Source organism: Cryobacterium sp. TS_SC_7, from assembly GCF_056156285.1.
Map to the genome: position 1 here is coordinate 1,060,980 of NZ_CM149589.1, position 14,842 is coordinate 1,075,821.

Consider the following 14,842-nt stretch of genomic DNA (forward strand, 5'->3'; position numbering starts at 1 on the left):
CACGGCGTGCCGGCAGTTCAGGGAGTGCTGAGGCGCGTCCAGGCGTCGAGCGCTGCAGCCATCTCGGCGTGCTTCTTGCTCGTGCCTTCACCGACGGCAGTGACCACGCCCACGGTCACGGTGGCGATGAACACCTTGGAGTGGTCGGGACCGCTCTCCGCGATGGAGTACACCGGGGCCCCGGAACCCAGTCGCGCCGCGGCTTCCTGCAGGCTCGTCTTGGGGTCCATGGAGACACCGAAGTGCCCGGGATCGCGCAGCAGCGGCTCGATCAGCCGCATCACGAGCGCGGTGGCCGTCTCTCCACCGGAGTCGAGGTAGACGGCGCCGATGAGCGCCTCGACGGTGTCGGCGAGGATCGATGACTTGTCGCGACCACCGGTGAGGATCTCGCCGCGGCCGAGTCGCACGTAGTCGCCCAGTCCGATGCCGCGCGCGATGCCCGCGAGGGCAACGCTCGACACCAGGCTGGCCCGGCGCTTGGCGAGGTCACCCTCGTCGAGCAGCGGATATTCCCGGTAGAGCATGACCGTCACGGCCTGCCCCAGGATCGAGTCGCCCAAAAATTCCAGGCGCTCGTTCGTGGGCACGCCGCCGTGCTCGTACGCGTACGAGCGGTGGGTCAACGCCAGTTCCAGCAGGGCCGGATCGATCTGCACACCGAGGGTCGCCAGCAGCGACGACCTCTCAGGCGCAGCACTCATGAGTGCCCACCGAGAAGATACCCCCGGACAACGCTGATGCCGCGACTCCACGGACCGGAACCCGCAATCGGGTCTCCCGGCATCCGTCGGCGCGGCATCAGACGTTCTGGCACAACCGAATTAAACGTCGGCGACCTTACGGCCCTTGTATTCCATGAACAGTGCCGTGCCGGCAGCGTCGGTGACGACCTTGGCGCGGTGCGGCAGGCTGTAGACAACTTTGCCGTTTTCCATGGTCTTGACCAGGGTGGGAGCCTCGGCCTTCCAGCAGGAACGACGTGAACGGGTGTTGGAGCGTGATTGCTTGCGCTTCGGGACTGCCATGACTACTTCTCTTCTCTATCCGTTTCAGCCTGGATGTCTTCATCCGTGCCGCTGCTTTCGGAAGCTTGGAATTTCATGAGCGCGGCCCACCGGGGATCGCGCTTTTCTTCGGGTACGAATTCAGGGGCTTCGGCAAGCCGCTCGCCGGTCTCGGGGTCGAGACCTGGGCAATCCGGCCGGCAAACCGGCTGGAACGGCAGTGACAAAACCACCGCATCCCTGATCAGAGGTTCAAGATCCACGTGGTCATCTTGAACTTCACTTTCATAAGCTTCGTCTAGAGAGTACGCGAAAAGCTCGTGAAACTCGACTTGGACCGGCAATTCGACGTCGATCAGGCATCTGCCGCACTCTCCGGCGGCGATTCCCGACACCTGGGCCGACACGAGAATGCCCTCGTGCAGGGTCTCCAGACGCAGATTCGCGATCAGGGTCGAGCCTGCCTTCACGGCGACCAGGCTTTCGCCGAGGTCTTCCGGGACGTTGATTTCAAGGTGCCGTTCGTGCATCGTGCCCGGACGGTTGATCAGGTCGCGCACATCGACCTTGTACGGGGTCTTCTTAAACTTACTCACGGGGAGAGATTCTACGCGTTCGCGGCTGGGCGTCCGATGCGTTGGGCGCCCGGCTGCCAGAGCGATACCGGCAACAGCGTCGCCTGCACCCGGGCCCGCCGCTCCGACCCCGAACGGATGCCGCGCAGCACCACGTCGAGGTCGGCCACCAGAGCCGCCGATCGCGCCGTGTCCCCCGTGCCCGACGATCGCGCGTACCGGCTACGCTCCGCCGCCACGAGCAGCCGCTCGAGAGCCTCGTTCACGCTCTCCCGCTCGGTGCCCCCGGCCGGTCCCGGCCGGGACTCGACGAGCCGACGCAGGCGGCCCGCGAGTTCCCGCGGCGTTTCGGTGTCCCGCACCTCGACACCGTGGTCCACGGCGGTGTCGCTCACTTCCCGCCAGGCCACGCCTGCTCCGTCCGGCCCGCGAAGGATGCTCCGGCGCCGCAACCGGCGGCGGGTCACCCGAACGGCGGCCGGCACCAGGAGCAGGGCGAGCACCCCGGTGAGGAGGAGGCCGAGTCGGAGGAGGCCGCCGGCCTCCTCCTCGGGCGTTGCCGCGCCCTGTTCCCCGTCGGCTGCGTTCTGTGCGCCGGCGTCCTCGGGCCGGGCTGCGCCCGACGGGGCGGTCTGGCCGGCCTCGTCGTTCGGCGCCGCGGCGCTTGTCTCGCGCGTGTAGTCGGGCACGCGGCCCCGGCTCGGCGTGGGCTCGAACGGCACCCAGCCCACACCCTGGAAGTAGATTTCGGTCCAGGCGTGCAGGTCGTGGGTGTCGACGCTGTACCGTCCGATCCCGGCGACGGAGCTCGACGCCGACAGGACCCCGGGCAGGTAGCCGATCGCGATCCGGGCGGGGATGCCGACCGAGCGGGCCATCACGGCCATCGCCGAGGAGAAGTGCACGCAGTACCCGCTCTTCACCTCGAGGAATGTGCTGACGACGTCGATGCCGCCGCCGTCGTAGTCGGCCTCCACGGGAGCCTCGGTGTCGTAGTCGAACTCGCTGCCGCGCAGGTACTCCTGCAGGGCCACGGCGGCGTCGTACGCCGTGGCCGCACCCGCGGTGACCTCACGTGCGGTGTCGCCGATCAGGGCCGGGGTCTGCGCCGGCAGTTCGAGGCTGTCCTGGATCCCGGACGGATAGTCGGCCTCGGCCTGCCGCAGCTGCTCCGCGGTGGGGGCGAGCGTGAGCGACGTCACGGTGTACTCCTGCCCGCGGGTCGTGTCGCTCGGACTGGCTATGGACCCGCTCGTCCCGTTCCAGTACCAGAAGCCCAGCAGCCCGGTCACCGAGCGGGCCGGCGCCGGTGTCGGCAGCCATCGGGTCGCCAGGCCGTCGATACCGATCGTCGTGATGGTCTCCCCGGTGGCGATCTCCGGAGACAAACCGGGCGGCAGGGCGATGTCATCGACGGTGTTCTCCCGGTTCCCCGGGGCGAGTCGCGCGGTCCAGTTGCGGCCGGAGAACTCGTCGAGGGTCAGCATCCGGAGGTAGGGCGGCCGCGTCGCGGTGGTGCGGTAGTGCAGCACGGGCACCGCGTCCGGCCGGCGCAGGTCCTGTCCGAGGTTGATCATGGGACTCACACCGTTGGCGAAGAGCAGGCTGCCGCCCGGGCGCGCGCCGGCGAGGCCGCCGCCGGGCAGCACAGGCATGGCGACGCTGACCACGATCGCGGCCACGACCGCGATGCCGCCCACGACGACCGCTCCCCCGGGGGCGACGGGCGCCCACGGACGACCGGGGGTGAACGCCGTGCTGCCGGCCTGGCGCATCCGGATCTCCACCCGCAGGAGCACCAGGTAGGCGACGGCCGTGAGCACGAGGGCGGGCAGGTTCGCCTTGCCGCCGAGCACCAGGCCCGGAACGAGCAGCGGCACCAGCACGGGCAGCCCGGCGAGCGCGGGCACCCGCAGCACCACTGCCAGCGTGTCGATCAGGATCGCCATCATTCCGGCGCCCACACCGAGCAGGAACAGGATGCCGGCGGTCGCTTCCGCGGGCGTCGATTGCATTTCAATGGAGAGCGTCCCGGCGAGCACCAGGTCGCGGAACCGGTCGAGGGTCTCTCCGGTGGGAATCACCAGGACCCAGCCGGTTCCCGCGCCGAAGAGCAGCGTCAGGGTCGCCACCAGCAACCCGAACCCGAACAGGGGGCCGAGGAACCCGGGCACCCCGACCCGACGCAGTCCGGCGCCGCCGAGCAGCACCACGGCGGCGACGATAGCCATCAGCCACCACCAGCCGGTCCCGTTCAGCAGGGGCGCGAGGGCGCCGCCGGCCACGGCCAGCAGCAGCAGGAGCGCTCCCGCGAGGGGCCATTGCGCCGAAGCGATGCGCATGGCCCGGATGGTCGGAACGGGCTGCCCGGCACCGGAGGCGGCCGGCGGGCCGCCGGTGGTGGTCTCGGCTTCAGACCGTGTCATGAACGGGCCGCCCCTCGCCGATGAAATCCGTCCAGGCGCGGGGAATGTCCCGGGCCTGGCGCAAACCGATACAGCGCCAGCCTGCCTCGCGGAGACGGCGTACGGCATCCGGATCGACCGTGTCCAGCACGAACGCCACCGCGGGCCTGCTCACGGTCACCAGGTTCGCCAGCCCGGCCACGTCCCGGGCGTCGACGGAGACCAGCACGGCGAAGGTGGGCTGCGCCTGGCCGCCGGCCTGCCCGGCCCCTCGGTTCGCGGAGGTTCCGGCGGTCCCGCCCGCGCGTCCCGGGTGCTCCTGGGCAGCCGGGGCAACCGGTGCTGCCGGTGCTGCCGGTTCCGGCTCCAGGACTTCCCAGAGCCCGGTCGGATCCACGGGCACCACGCGGGCCAGCCCCGCGAGGAGAAGCACGGCGCCGCCCGGGGACCGGAAGACCGCCGGCGCCTCACCGCGCAACCCTCCTCGGCCGGCGTCCCCGCCGGTGCCCGGTTCACCCGGCTCGCCCGGCTGACCCGGCTGGCCCGGCTGGCCCGGCTGGCCCGGCTGGCCCGGCTCGGACTGACCGCCGCCCGGCCTGCCCGGGCTCGGCTGGCTCGGGCACAGCTGGCTCGGGCCGAGCTCGACCAGGTCCACCTGGTACCCGGCTTCGAGCAGGTGTACGCCCACGGATGCCGTCAGCTCGATGGCCACCTCGAAGGCCTGCTCGACGCGCGTGCGGCCCTGGCGCTGCGCATCGGCGTCCTCGCCGGCGCCGGCACCAGCACCGGACGGGACGTCACGACGGCCGCGCAGGGCCGTGTCGAGCACGAGGCGGGCACCCGGGTTGCTCTGCTCTTCCTCCTGACGCACCATGATCTCGCCCCGCCGCGCCGTGGCCGGCCAGTTCACCCGGCGCAGCGGATCGCCGGGCCGGTACTCGCGTGCGATCAGCGGATCCGCGTTGTGATGGAGCCGCCGCAGCCGTTCCGGAACATCACCGTCGTTCAACGCGCTGGCGAGGCCTCGTCCGGCCAACGGGGTGACCCGGGGCGTCACCACGAGGTCGTGCGGCTCCCCCACCGACCACTCGCCGGAGGCAAGGCCGAACGGGTCCGAACGCCCGATCAGAACCGGTCCCGACGCGTAGACACCGCGCTTGGAGACCGTGCTCCGGTATTGGAATCGAAGCGTGTCGGCGCCTGCCCCCTGCCCTCCCTGCGCGCGAGCCAGCCCGGGCAACTCCGTGCTGTCCGGCAGCGTCAGCCCCGCATCGGCGGTGTCCCGCAGACGCAGACCCGTCACAGGCCGCGCCGAGAGGTTACGGAGGCTGAGCACCACCACGGCCTCGCCGCCGGCCGATACGACCGGTGGGCGCAGCATCCGTGTCACCTGCAGGCGCAGCGGACGCACGGAGACGTAGACGACGGCGGCCAGCGGAATCGCGAGGAGCAGGCCGGCGATGAACAGGAGATCGCGCTGATTGCCGATCAGGCCGAGGAGAAGCAGGCCGGCACCCAGGGCGAGGAACATCCCGCCTCGGAAGGTGAGCCGAGGTAACCAGAACGCCGCGCCGCGTCGCCGATTCACTGGCATGGCGTCAGGTGTGCCCGGGGGCGCCGACGGGAACGGGGGTGGCGGCGACGATCCGGCGCACGATGTCATCGACCACGGCGCCGCTGTCCTGGTGGTGGCCGAGCACGCGACTGCTGGGCACCAGGCGGTGCCCGAGGACGGCCACCGCCAGCGCGTCGATGTCGTCCGGCAACACGTAGTCCCTTCCGTGCAGTGCCGCCCGGGACTTGGCCGCCCGGATCAGCTGCAGCGTGGCCCGGGGGCTGGCGCCGAGGCGCAGGTCGCGATCGTCCCGGGTGGCGCGCACGAGGCTGACCGCGTATTCCTTGACCGCCGCAGAGGCGAACACATTCCGCACGGCCGTCATCATGCCTCGCAGCTCGGCCCCGGTGACGACCGCCTCGATCCCGTCCAGGGGGCTCGAGGTGTCGCGGGCGTCCAGCATCCGCAGTTCGGACTCGTTGTCGGGGTAGCCCATCGAGATGCGGGCCATGAACCGGTCCCGCTGGGCCTCCGGCAGGGCATAGGTGCCCTCCATCTCGATCGGGTTCTGGGTGGCCACGACGGTGAACGGCAACGGCAGCAGATAGGTGGTGCCGTCGACCGTGACCTGGCGTTCCTCCATGCATTCCAGCAGCGCGGACTGCGTCTTCGGGCTCGCCCGGTTGATCTCATCGCCGATCACGATGTTGGCGAAGATGGCGCCCGGTTTGAACTCGAACCGGCGGTCCACCTGATTGAACACCGACACACCCGTCACGTCGGAGGGCAGCAGGTCGGGGGTGAACTGGATGCGGCTGACCGTGCAGTGCACGGATTTGGCCAGGGCCTTGGCCAGCATCGTCTTGCCCACACCGGGAACGTCTTCGATCAGGAGATGCCCCTGGGCCAGCAACACGGTGAGGGCGCAGCTCACGGCGGAGTGCTTGCCGTCGATGACGGTCTCCATGTTGCGGATGATCGAGCGCGCCGCCGACTCCACGGCTGAGAGATCCATCAGGGTCTCGTCGTCGGAATCGACGACAGGCCCGTCCGTGGCCCCGGCGAGCGCCGGGGCGTTGACCGCACGAACGGGCGAGGCGCTCACACGGGTGCCTTCTGCAGGAACTCCGCAACGGCTCGCGGAACGTACGGGGTGATATCGCCGCCGAGGGCGGCAACCTGGCGCACCAGGGAGCTGGACACGTGCGCGTTGGCCGGGTCGGGCAGCAGGAACACGGTCTCCACGGCGGCGAGGTTGCGGTTCACGATCGCCATCGGGGTCTCGTAGGCCACATCGACCTGGGAGCGGATGCCCTTGATCAGCACGCTGGCCCCGACCTCGAGGCAGTAGTCCACGAGCAGCCCCACGCTCCAGGAGGAGACCACGATGTTCTCCGGCAGCCCGGCATCCGAAATGGACCGTTGCAGCAGGGCGACCCGCTGCGCAATCGGCAGCAGCGCCGTCTTGCCGGGGTTGTGCACGACGAGCACATGCAGTTCGTCGAAGATACCGGCCGCCCGGGCGATCACGTCGAGATGACCCCGGGTGACGGGGTCGAAGGAACCAGGTACGACGGCGATCCTGCGCATAGCGCTCACCCTAGCCCGAGACCGTGGACGGTTCCTGTGCGTGGGCTGATCTCGGCCCCGTCAGGACTTGGTCAGCGAGGCTCGCTCCGCGTCGTCCAGGCGACGACGCACCGCGTCCCGCAGCGCCGGGACGCTCTCGAGGTGCGGGTCATGCTCGCTCAGGCGCTGGGCGTGGCCGCGGGCCTCCCCGATGAGGTCCCCATCGGTGGCCACTCGCAGCAGGCGCAGCGAGGAACGGCCCCCGGACTGGTTGTTGCCGAGGACATCGCCTTCCCGGCGCAACTCGAGGTCGACCTGGGCCAGTTCGAAACCGTCGAGCGTGGCCGCCACCGCCTCCACGCGCTCGCGCGCGATGGTCTCCGCCTCGGCGGTCGTGACCAGCAGGCAGAGCCCCGGCACGCCGCCGCGGCCCACCCGGCCGCGCAGCTGATGCAGCTGGGAGACGCCGAACCGGTCGGCGTCCAGCACCACCATGGCGGAGGCGTTGGGCACGTCGACGCCGACCTCGATCACGGTCGTCGCCACGAGCACGTCGATCTGCCCTGCAGCGAAGGCCCTCATGGTCTGGTCTTTCTCGTCGCTGGTCATGCGCCCGTGCAGCGGTTCGATGCGGGCCGCGGCGAGGGCCGGGTTGCGGCGCAGTTCGGCGAGCACCACTTCGACGGATGCCGTTTCGACGAGTGCCGTTTCGACGAGTGCCGGCGCGGCCGCTTCGGGATCGACCTCCGCCCCTTCCTCCAGCTGCTTCGGGGCGATGGCCGGGCAGACCACGAATCCCTGGCGCCCCAGGGCGAGTTCTTCGGCCAGTCGAGTCCACACCCGCATCACCCAGCCGGGCTTCTCGAAGAGCGGCACGACGAACGTCTCGATGCCCTGCCGCCCCTCCGGCAGCTCGGCGATGGTGCTCACGTCGAGGTCGCCGAACACCGTCATGGCCACCGTGCGCGGGATCGGGGTGGCGGTGAGTACCAGCACGTGCGGTGGCAGGGCACCTTTCAGCCGCAGGGCCTCGCGCTGGTCCACACCGAAGCGGTGCTGCTCGTCGACGACGACCAGGCCGAGGTCGAAGAACGTGACCTTGTCTCCGAGCAGGGCGTGCGTGCCGATCACGATCTTCGCCTGCCCGGACACCACCCGCAGCAGCGCCTTGCGGCGCTCCGCCACGGGCAGCTGACCGGTGAGCAGGGTCGGCATCAACTCGGCCGACAGCTCGGGCCCGAGCGAACGCACGATCGAGCGCAGGTGCTGGGCCGCCAGCACCTCGGTGGGAGCCAGCAGGGCGGACTGGCCTCCCGAATCGGCGACGGCGAGCATGCCCCGCAGGGCCACCACGGTCTTGCCGGAGCCGACCTCCCCCTGCACGAGCCGGTTCATCGGCGCGGTCTGGGCCAGGTCGGCGGCCATTTCCGCGGCCACGCCCTGCTGGTCGGCGGTGAGGGTGAAGGGAAGGCCGGCGTCGAATCGATCGAGCAGGCCGCCGGGTACCGCTGCGCGCGCGGTGGACAGCTGCTGCCGGGCGTTGAGCCGCTGCTGCACCAGGGCGCTCTGCAGCACGAAGGCCTCGGTGAACCGCAGGGTGTCGCGGGCGCGGCGCCAATCCGAATCGGTTTCCGGTCGGTGGATCAGCTCGAGGGCACGGCCCTGAGGCAGCAGCCCGCGCTCGCCGCGCAGCTCCGCCGGGATCGGGTCGGGCACGAGACCCACGCTGTCGAGCAGGATCGCGATGGTCTGCGCGATCTGCCAGCTGGCCATGGTGTTGGTCGCCGGATAGATCGCGACGGGCTGCTCGATCCAGAGTTTGGCGGCCGCGGCATCCTCGGGCATCTCGGGCTCGTCGTCGGCGCCGGGGCCGAAGAGCTTGTAAGTGGGGTGCGTGAGCTGCAGGTGGCCGCGGTAGTCGGAGACCTTGCCCGCGAACATGCCGCGCATGCCGGGTTGGAGCTGCCTGGCCCGCCAGGACTGGTTGAACCAGGTGAGGCTGAGGATGCCGCGGCCGTCGGAGATCTTCACCTCGACGATCGATCCCTTGCGGGCCTTCATCGCGCGTTCCTCGACACTGCGAATCTCGGCGACGATCGTCACGTTCTCGTCGAGCGGCAGCAGGCTGATCGAGGAGAGCTCCCCGCGGCGGGCGTAGCGGCGCGGGTAATGGCTGAGCAGGTCGCCGACGGTGTCCACGCCGAACGCCTTGCCCAGGGCGACGGCCGTCTTGCCGCCCACCACGTTGGCGAGCCTGCTGTCGAGGGTCACCGGGGCGAGTTTCTCGGCAGCCTCCGAATCGCTCATGCTTCGATCGTAGGCGGCGCCTCTGACCTGCGGCGCCGAGGACGATAAACTCGACGGGTTATGACGCGAATCGTCGCCGGGTTTGCCGGTTCCCTGCCTCTGGCGGTGCCCAAGACCGGCACCCGCCCCACCAGTGACCGTGTGCGGGAGGCGATCTTCTCGGCGCTCGACGCGCGCGACATCATCCGCGGTTCCCGGGTGCTCGACCTGTACGCCGGCTCGGGTGGGCTGGGCCTGGAGGCCGCCAGCCGCGGAGCGCGCATCGTGACTCTCGTCGACAACAACTTCGGCGCGGCGCAGATGTGCCGCAAGAACACCGAGGCCGTGCTGCGTTCGGCGCCGAAGCAGGGCGCCCCGAAGATCAAGGTGAGCAGCCAGGCCGTTCAGTCGTTCCTCGCGGCCACCGGCGAGGGCTTCGACCTGGTCTTCATCGACCCGCCGTACGACCTCGCCGAGACCGAGCTCGGCCACAACCTCGCCGCCCTGGCGTCGCTGCTCGACCCCGACGCCCTCGTCATCGTCGAACGCAGTTCGCGCTCTCCCGAGCCGCTCTGGGGTCCCGGCCTGGAGTCGGACCGCCGCAAGGACTACGGCGACACGACCGTCTGGTACGCCTCCCCCGTGCTGCCCGCCGACTGAGTCGTGCCGCTCGCGGCGCACCCTGTGGCTCGCGGCGCACCTTCTGGCTCGCGGCGCATGCTCTAACGTGCGCCCGCTTCCATAGGGTGCGCCGCGACGGGCGGGCACGGCCTCGGATGACGCTGGCCGACGGATGCCGGATGCCGGCACTCCGACGGGTGGGGCGCTCTCCGACGTGCGGCCGGCCGTCCGCCGTGCGGACGGCGCTCAGACGACGGCGCCGTCCCAGCCGCGGTACGGGTCCCACCCGGCCTGGTCGTGGGGGCGGCCGTCGAGCAGGACCCGGCCGGCGGCATCCGTCACCACGCCGAGGGCGCGGAAGCCGTCGGGCAGCACGGCACCCGGCGGGAACGTGGCGAGCAGACCGTGGTCCTCGCCGCCGCCGAGGGCGCGTTCCACATTCTCGCCAAGCGCCGACCGGGTGAAGTCGATGCCCACGCCGCTGGCCCGGGCCAGGCGCCCGGCGTCGATGGCGAGGCCGTCGGACACGTCGAGCATCGCGGTCGCGCCCGCGGCGGCGGCGGCAGGCCCTCGGTCGATGGGAGGTTCGGGTGCGAGCTGCGCGGCGACCGCGTCGGGATGCTGCGCCCGCAGCGCCTGCGCGAGTGCGGCATCCGGGGTGCCGGTTTCGTCCACGGCGAGACGAAAGAGCAGGTCCAGACCCTCGGCGGCCTCACCGAGGCGCCCGGCCAGGGCCACAACGTCGCCTGGCCGCGCCCCGGAGCGCAGCACGGGCTCGCGCCCCTCGAGGTCGCCGAAGGCCGTCACGGCGAGCGTGAGCGCGTCGGAGGCGGACAGGTCGCCGCCGACGACGCCGCAGCCGGGCGCCAGGGCTTCGCAGCAGTCGCGCAAGCCGTCGGCGATGCCCTCGATCACCGAGATCGGCGTCGACGGCGGTGCGGCGATCGCGACGACCAGGGCGGTGGGGCGAGCCCCCATCGCGGCGACGTCGGAAAGGTTCGTCGCGGCGGCCTTCCAACCGAGGTCGTGCGGGCTCGACCAGGCGAGCCGGAAGTCCGGCCCCTGGATCATCATGTCCGTGGTCACCACGAAGCGCCCGTCCGGGGCCCGCATCACGGCGGCGTCGTCGCCGGGGCCGAGCAGTTGGGCGGCGGAGCCAGGCAAACGGGGGAAGATTCGGGCGAGAACCTCGCCCTCACTCAGATCGGCCAGCGTTTCACTCGTGGGGAGCATCGCGCCCGCAGCATTCGTCATGCATCAAACGGTAGCCTGAATGCAATGACTCCCCGCATCCGCTCCCTCCGCACCGGCATCGCGCTCACGCTCGTTGCGGGCACCGTTCTGCTCACCGGCTGCACGGCGATCGTGCCGCTGGAACCGGCAGCGGATGCCGTCAATCCCACCTGCGCCAGTCTCATCGTGCGTTTGCCGACGACGGTGGCCTCGCTGCCGGAACGGGAGACGAACGCCCAGGCCACGGGTGCCTGGGGCACGCCGAGCGCGGTCCTGCTGCACTGCGGTGTGACGGTGCCCGAGCCCACGACGCTCCCGTGCCTCACGGTCAACGGCATCGACTGGATCGAAGACGATTCGGATGCCCCGCTCTACCGGTACACCACCTACGGCCGCGACCCCGCGACGGAGCTGGTCATCGACTCGGACAAGGTCAGCGGCTCGACGGTGCTCGTGGACCTGGCGCAGGCCGTGGCGAACATCCCCGCGACGGGCAAGTGCCTCGGCGCCGAGGACCTGCTGCTGCCGCCCGACGGCGAAACCCTGCCGCCCGCCCCGTAGCGCACCTGAACCCGCGGTGAGACGACAACTCTGGGGGGTTGCGGCATCCGTCAACCCCTCACAGTCGTCGTTTCGGTGAGGATGCTCGCACCCGCTCGCGCGATTAGACCGCCAGGCGGAGCGCAGCGGGGGCGGCGCGGTGGGCCAGCGCCACCTCGATCAGCTCGTCGATCAGCTGCGGGTAGGTGAAGCCGCTGGCCAGCCAGCACGACGGGAACATCGAGATCGGGGTGAAACCGGGCATGGTGTTGATCTCGTTGATCACCCAGCCGTCGGCCGTGAGGAAGAAGTCGACCCGCGCCAGCCCGGCGCCGTCGATCGCGTCGAACGCCCGGATGGCCAGGGCCTGCATCTCGCCCAGTTCCACCGGGGTGAGGTCGGCCGGGCAGACCAGCTCGATGCCGTCCGCTCCGAGGTACTTGGCGTCGAAGTCGTAGAAGTCGCGGCCGGTCACCCGCACCTCGCCGGCGACGGATGCCCGCGTCGCCTCCCCGGGACGAGCCTGCAGCACCGCGATCTCGAGTTCGCGCCCCGACAGCCCTGCCTCGATGAGAACCTTGCTGTCCTCCAGCAGGGCCACCCGCATCGCCTCGGCGAGCTGGTCCAGGTTCGACACCCGGCTGACGCCCACACTCGACCCGGCCCGCGCGGGTTTCACGAACACGGGCAGACCGAGTCCCTCGGCCGCCGCGAACGCCATGCCTGGAGCCTCGGCCCAGTCGGCGGCGGTGACGGTGCGCCACGGGGCGACCGGCAGGGCTGCCTGCTGGAAGACGGTCTTGGTGAAGTGTTTGTCCATGCCGAGCGCCGACGCGAGCACGCCTGAGCCCACATAGGGCAGCCCGACGAGTTCGAGCAGCCCCTGCACGGTGCCGTCCTCACCGAACGGGCCGTGCAGGATCGGGAAGACCACGTCGACGTTGCCCAGCGAACGGTGGCCGGTGCCGGCACCGTCGCTGACCGTCAGCTGATGACTGAGGCTGCTTTCCGGCCACCGGATGCGGCTGCCGTTGTCGAACACCTCCGGAAGCTGCTCGGCGTCCAGCGTGAACCGGGCCGGGTCATCCGCTTCGAGCACGAAGGCGCCGTCGCGGGTGATGCCGATCGGGATGACGTTGTAGCGTTCGCGGTCAATTGCCGCCAGGACGCCGCCCGCTGTGGCGCAGCTGATCGAATGTTCGCTTGACCGACCCCCAAAGAGCAGCGCCACCGTGAGCTTGTTCGTCATCAATCGTCCTTTCGCCCTGCGGCTCGGCTGAGTCCGTTGTCAGGTGCGGGGCCAGGTCCCGCGGTTTCAGAGTACCGGCCAGCACCTGGCGGACCTGCTCGACGATGGGCATGTCCACCCCCTTGGCACGGGCGAGTTCGAGTACGGGACCGACGGATGCGAGACCCTCCGTGGTCTGCTGCATCTGCTTGACCACGTCGGCGATGCCGTAGCCCTGGCCGAGCAGCCGGCCGGCCGTGTTGTTGCGGCTGAGCGGCGATTGGCAGGTGGCGATGAGGTCACCGAGCCCGGCCAGACCGGCCAGGGTTTCCGGATGGGCGCCGTAGGCCACGGCGAAATCGGTCATCTCCACGAGACCGCGGGTGATGATCGACGCCTTCGTGTTCTCGCCGTAGCCGACGCCGTCGACGATGCCGATGGCGACCGCGATCAGGTTCTTGAGCACGCCGCCGAATTCGGTGCCGATGACATCCGTGTTGACGTACGAGCGGAAGTAGCGGTTGCGGGCCAGCATGGCCACGGCCTGCGCGGTCTCGAGGCTGTTCGAGGAGACCACGGCGGCCGTGGGCTGTTCCTTGGCGATTTCGAGGGCCAGGTTGGGTCCGGAGATCGCCGCGATCAGGTCAGGGTCGATCGGCAGCAGTTCGGCGATGATCTGGCTCATGCGCAGGCCGGAGCCGCGCTCGACGCCCTTCATCAGCGACACGACGATGGCGCCGGGCTCCAGGAACGGCTCCGCCAGAATCAGGTTCTCGCGCAGCGACTGGCTCGGCACCGACACGAACACCTGCTCGGCGCCGGCCAGGGCCAGGTCGAGCCGGGAGGTGGCGCGAAGGCCCACGGGCAGGTTGATGCCGGGCAGATAGTCGCTGTTGCGCCTGGCTTCGGTGATTTCCCGGGCGAGCTCGGGGCGCCGGGCCCAGAGCACCACGTCGGCCCCACCGTCGGTCAGGATCTTCGCGAACGTTGTGCCCCAGCTCCCGGCGCCGAGGACGGCGACCCGCTTGCCTGGCTGGACCTTAGGCTTCAAAACGGCCGGTCTCTTTCTGATCGTGCTCGGCCGGGTTCCAGCGCTTTGCGGGCGCCGTCTCACCCCGGAGATCTTCGAGCAGTTGAGTGATGGCGGCCATGACAAGCGTGGTCGCCTCGTTCAGTGTCGCCGGGTCGAGGTTGCGCCCGCGGAAGCGACCCAGGTCGATCGGGTCGCCGATCTTGACGAGAACGGTCTTGCGCGGGAACAGCCGGAGCCGCTTGGAGTAGCGCGGCATGATCTCCTGGGCGCCCCAGTGCGCGACCGGGACGATCGGGATGCCCTGCTCGAGCGCGATGCGCACGGCGCCGGTCTTGCCGCGCATCGGCCACATCCCGGGGTCGCGGGTCAGCGACCCCTCCGGGTAGACGACGACCATCTGGCCGCGTTCGACCAGGCGCCGGGCCGCCTTCACCGGCTCGCTGCCGCGCACGCTGCCGCCGCGCTGCACCGGGATCTGCCCGGATTTGTGCAGAAGCCAGCCGATCCCGGGGATTTGGAAGACGGATGCCTTCGCCATGAACCGGGGCGCGCGCCCGAGCTTCCAGCTGAGCACGCCCATCAGCACGGGGTCGATCTCGCTGAAGTGGTTGGGTGCCATCACGAACGCCCCGGCGCGCGGGAACTTCTCGGCGTCGGTGACCTTGAACCGCACGGCGAGGTTGATCACCGGAAGGATCATCAGCGCCAGCGCCCAGAAGACCGACGGCGTTCTCGTCTCCGAACGCTCCCGGCCCGGGTTCACTGCGACAGGGGAAACGTGGGTCTGGGG

General features: G+C 70.4%; 14 protein-coding genes. 2 read left to right on the forward strand and 12 right to left on the reverse strand.

The annotated features are described in order from the left end of the window. Nucleotides 1–17: 17 nt before the first annotated feature. The 8 genes from rnc to AC0J5J_RS05030 form a co-directional block, all read right to left on the reverse strand. Entirely contained in the window at nucleotides 18–704 is a 687-nt protein-coding gene (gene rnc, locus AC0J5J_RS04995; protein WP_134424519.1) for a ribonuclease III, read from the reverse strand. Nucleotides 705–824: 120 nt separating this feature from the next. Next, nucleotides 825–1,028: a 50S ribosomal protein L32 gene (gene rpmF / locus AC0J5J_RS05000; protein WP_066596228.1), complete on the reverse strand. Its 204-nt coding sequence runs from the start codon at nucleotides 1,026–1,028 to the stop codon at nucleotides 825–827. A 2-nt stretch (nucleotides 1,029–1,030) separates the two neighbouring features. Further along, nucleotides 1,031–1,603, reverse strand: coding sequence for a YceD family protein (locus tag AC0J5J_RS05005; RefSeq protein ID WP_474899817.1), 573 nt, complete (start codon nucleotides 1,601–1,603; stop codon nucleotides 1,031–1,033). A gap of 11 nt (nucleotides 1,604–1,614) precedes the next feature. Continuing rightward, the gene (locus tag AC0J5J_RS05010; protein WP_474899819.1) at nucleotides 1,615–4,008 is read right to left on the reverse strand and encodes a transglutaminase TgpA family protein; all 2,394 of its coding nucleotides are present in this window, start codon (nucleotides 4,006–4,008) and stop codon (nucleotides 1,615–1,617) included. Further along, the gene (locus AC0J5J_RS05015; RefSeq protein ID WP_474899821.1) at nucleotides 3,995–5,518 is read right to left on the reverse strand and encodes a DUF58 domain-containing protein; all 1,524 of its coding nucleotides are present in this window, start codon (nucleotides 5,516–5,518) and stop codon (nucleotides 3,995–3,997) included. The genes AC0J5J_RS05010 and AC0J5J_RS05015 overlap by 14 nt, the downstream gene beginning before the upstream one ends. A 67-nt stretch (nucleotides 5,519–5,585) precedes the next feature. Continuing rightward, entirely contained in the window at nucleotides 5,586–6,557 is a 972-nt protein-coding gene (locus AC0J5J_RS05020) for an AAA family ATPase (RefSeq protein WP_474900192.1), read from the reverse strand. A gap of 86 nt (nucleotides 6,558–6,643) precedes the next feature. Next, the gene (gene coaD / locus AC0J5J_RS05025) at nucleotides 6,644–7,132 is read right to left on the reverse strand and encodes a pantetheine-phosphate adenylyltransferase (protein ID WP_134424523.1); all 489 of its coding nucleotides are present in this window, start codon (nucleotides 7,130–7,132) and stop codon (nucleotides 6,644–6,646) included. A 60-nt stretch (nucleotides 7,133–7,192) separates the two neighbouring features. Next, nucleotides 7,193–9,418 carry an ATP-dependent DNA helicase RecG gene (locus AC0J5J_RS05030; RefSeq protein WP_474899823.1) on the reverse strand — a complete coding sequence of 742 codons (2,226 nt, stop codon included), beginning with the start codon at nucleotides 9,416–9,418 and terminating at the stop codon, nucleotides 7,193–7,195. Between the two features lie 60 nt (nucleotides 9,419–9,478). Between AC0J5J_RS05030 and rsmD the strand changes: the two genes are divergently transcribed. Beyond that, nucleotides 9,479–10,057, forward strand: coding sequence for a 16S rRNA (guanine(966)-N(2))-methyltransferase RsmD (rsmD, locus tag AC0J5J_RS05035; RefSeq protein WP_474899825.1), 579 nt, complete (start codon nucleotides 9,479–9,481; stop codon nucleotides 10,055–10,057). Between the two features lie 207 nt (nucleotides 10,058–10,264). Here the strand turns inward: rsmD and thiL are convergent, their stop codons facing one another. Continuing rightward, the gene (thiL, locus tag AC0J5J_RS05040; RefSeq protein WP_241972718.1) at nucleotides 10,265–11,272 is read right to left on the reverse strand and encodes a thiamine-phosphate kinase; all 1,008 of its coding nucleotides are present in this window, start codon (nucleotides 11,270–11,272) and stop codon (nucleotides 10,265–10,267) included. Nucleotides 11,273–11,296: 24 nt separating this feature from the next. On the opposite strand from thiL, the gene AC0J5J_RS05045 reads away from it, so the two are divergent. Beyond that, entirely contained in the window at nucleotides 11,297–11,812 is a 516-nt protein-coding gene (locus tag AC0J5J_RS05045) for a DUF3515 family protein (RefSeq protein WP_474899826.1), read from the forward strand. 103 nt (nucleotides 11,813–11,915) lie between these two features. On the opposite strand, the gene AC0J5J_RS05050 is transcribed toward AC0J5J_RS05045, so the two are convergent. The 3 genes from AC0J5J_RS05050 to AC0J5J_RS05060 are packed head-to-tail and all read right to left on the reverse strand — an operon-like array spanning nucleotide 11,916 to nucleotide 14,752. Beyond that, nucleotides 11,916–13,040, reverse strand: coding sequence for a D-alanine--D-alanine ligase family protein (locus tag AC0J5J_RS05050; RefSeq protein WP_134424527.1), 1,125 nt, complete (start codon nucleotides 13,038–13,040; stop codon nucleotides 11,916–11,918). Next, the gene (locus AC0J5J_RS05055; protein WP_134424528.1) at nucleotides 12,943–14,070 is read right to left on the reverse strand and encodes an NAD(P)H-dependent glycerol-3-phosphate dehydrogenase; all 1,128 of its coding nucleotides are present in this window, start codon (nucleotides 14,068–14,070) and stop codon (nucleotides 12,943–12,945) included. The genes AC0J5J_RS05050 and AC0J5J_RS05055 overlap by 98 nt, the downstream gene beginning before the upstream one ends. Continuing rightward, nucleotides 14,060–14,752: a lysophospholipid acyltransferase family protein gene (locus AC0J5J_RS05060; RefSeq protein ID WP_474900193.1), complete on the reverse strand. Its 693-nt coding sequence runs from the start codon at nucleotides 14,750–14,752 to the stop codon at nucleotides 14,060–14,062. Before AC0J5J_RS05060 ends, AC0J5J_RS05055 begins: the two co-directional genes overlap by 11 nt. Nucleotides 14,753–14,842 lie beyond the last annotated feature (90 nt).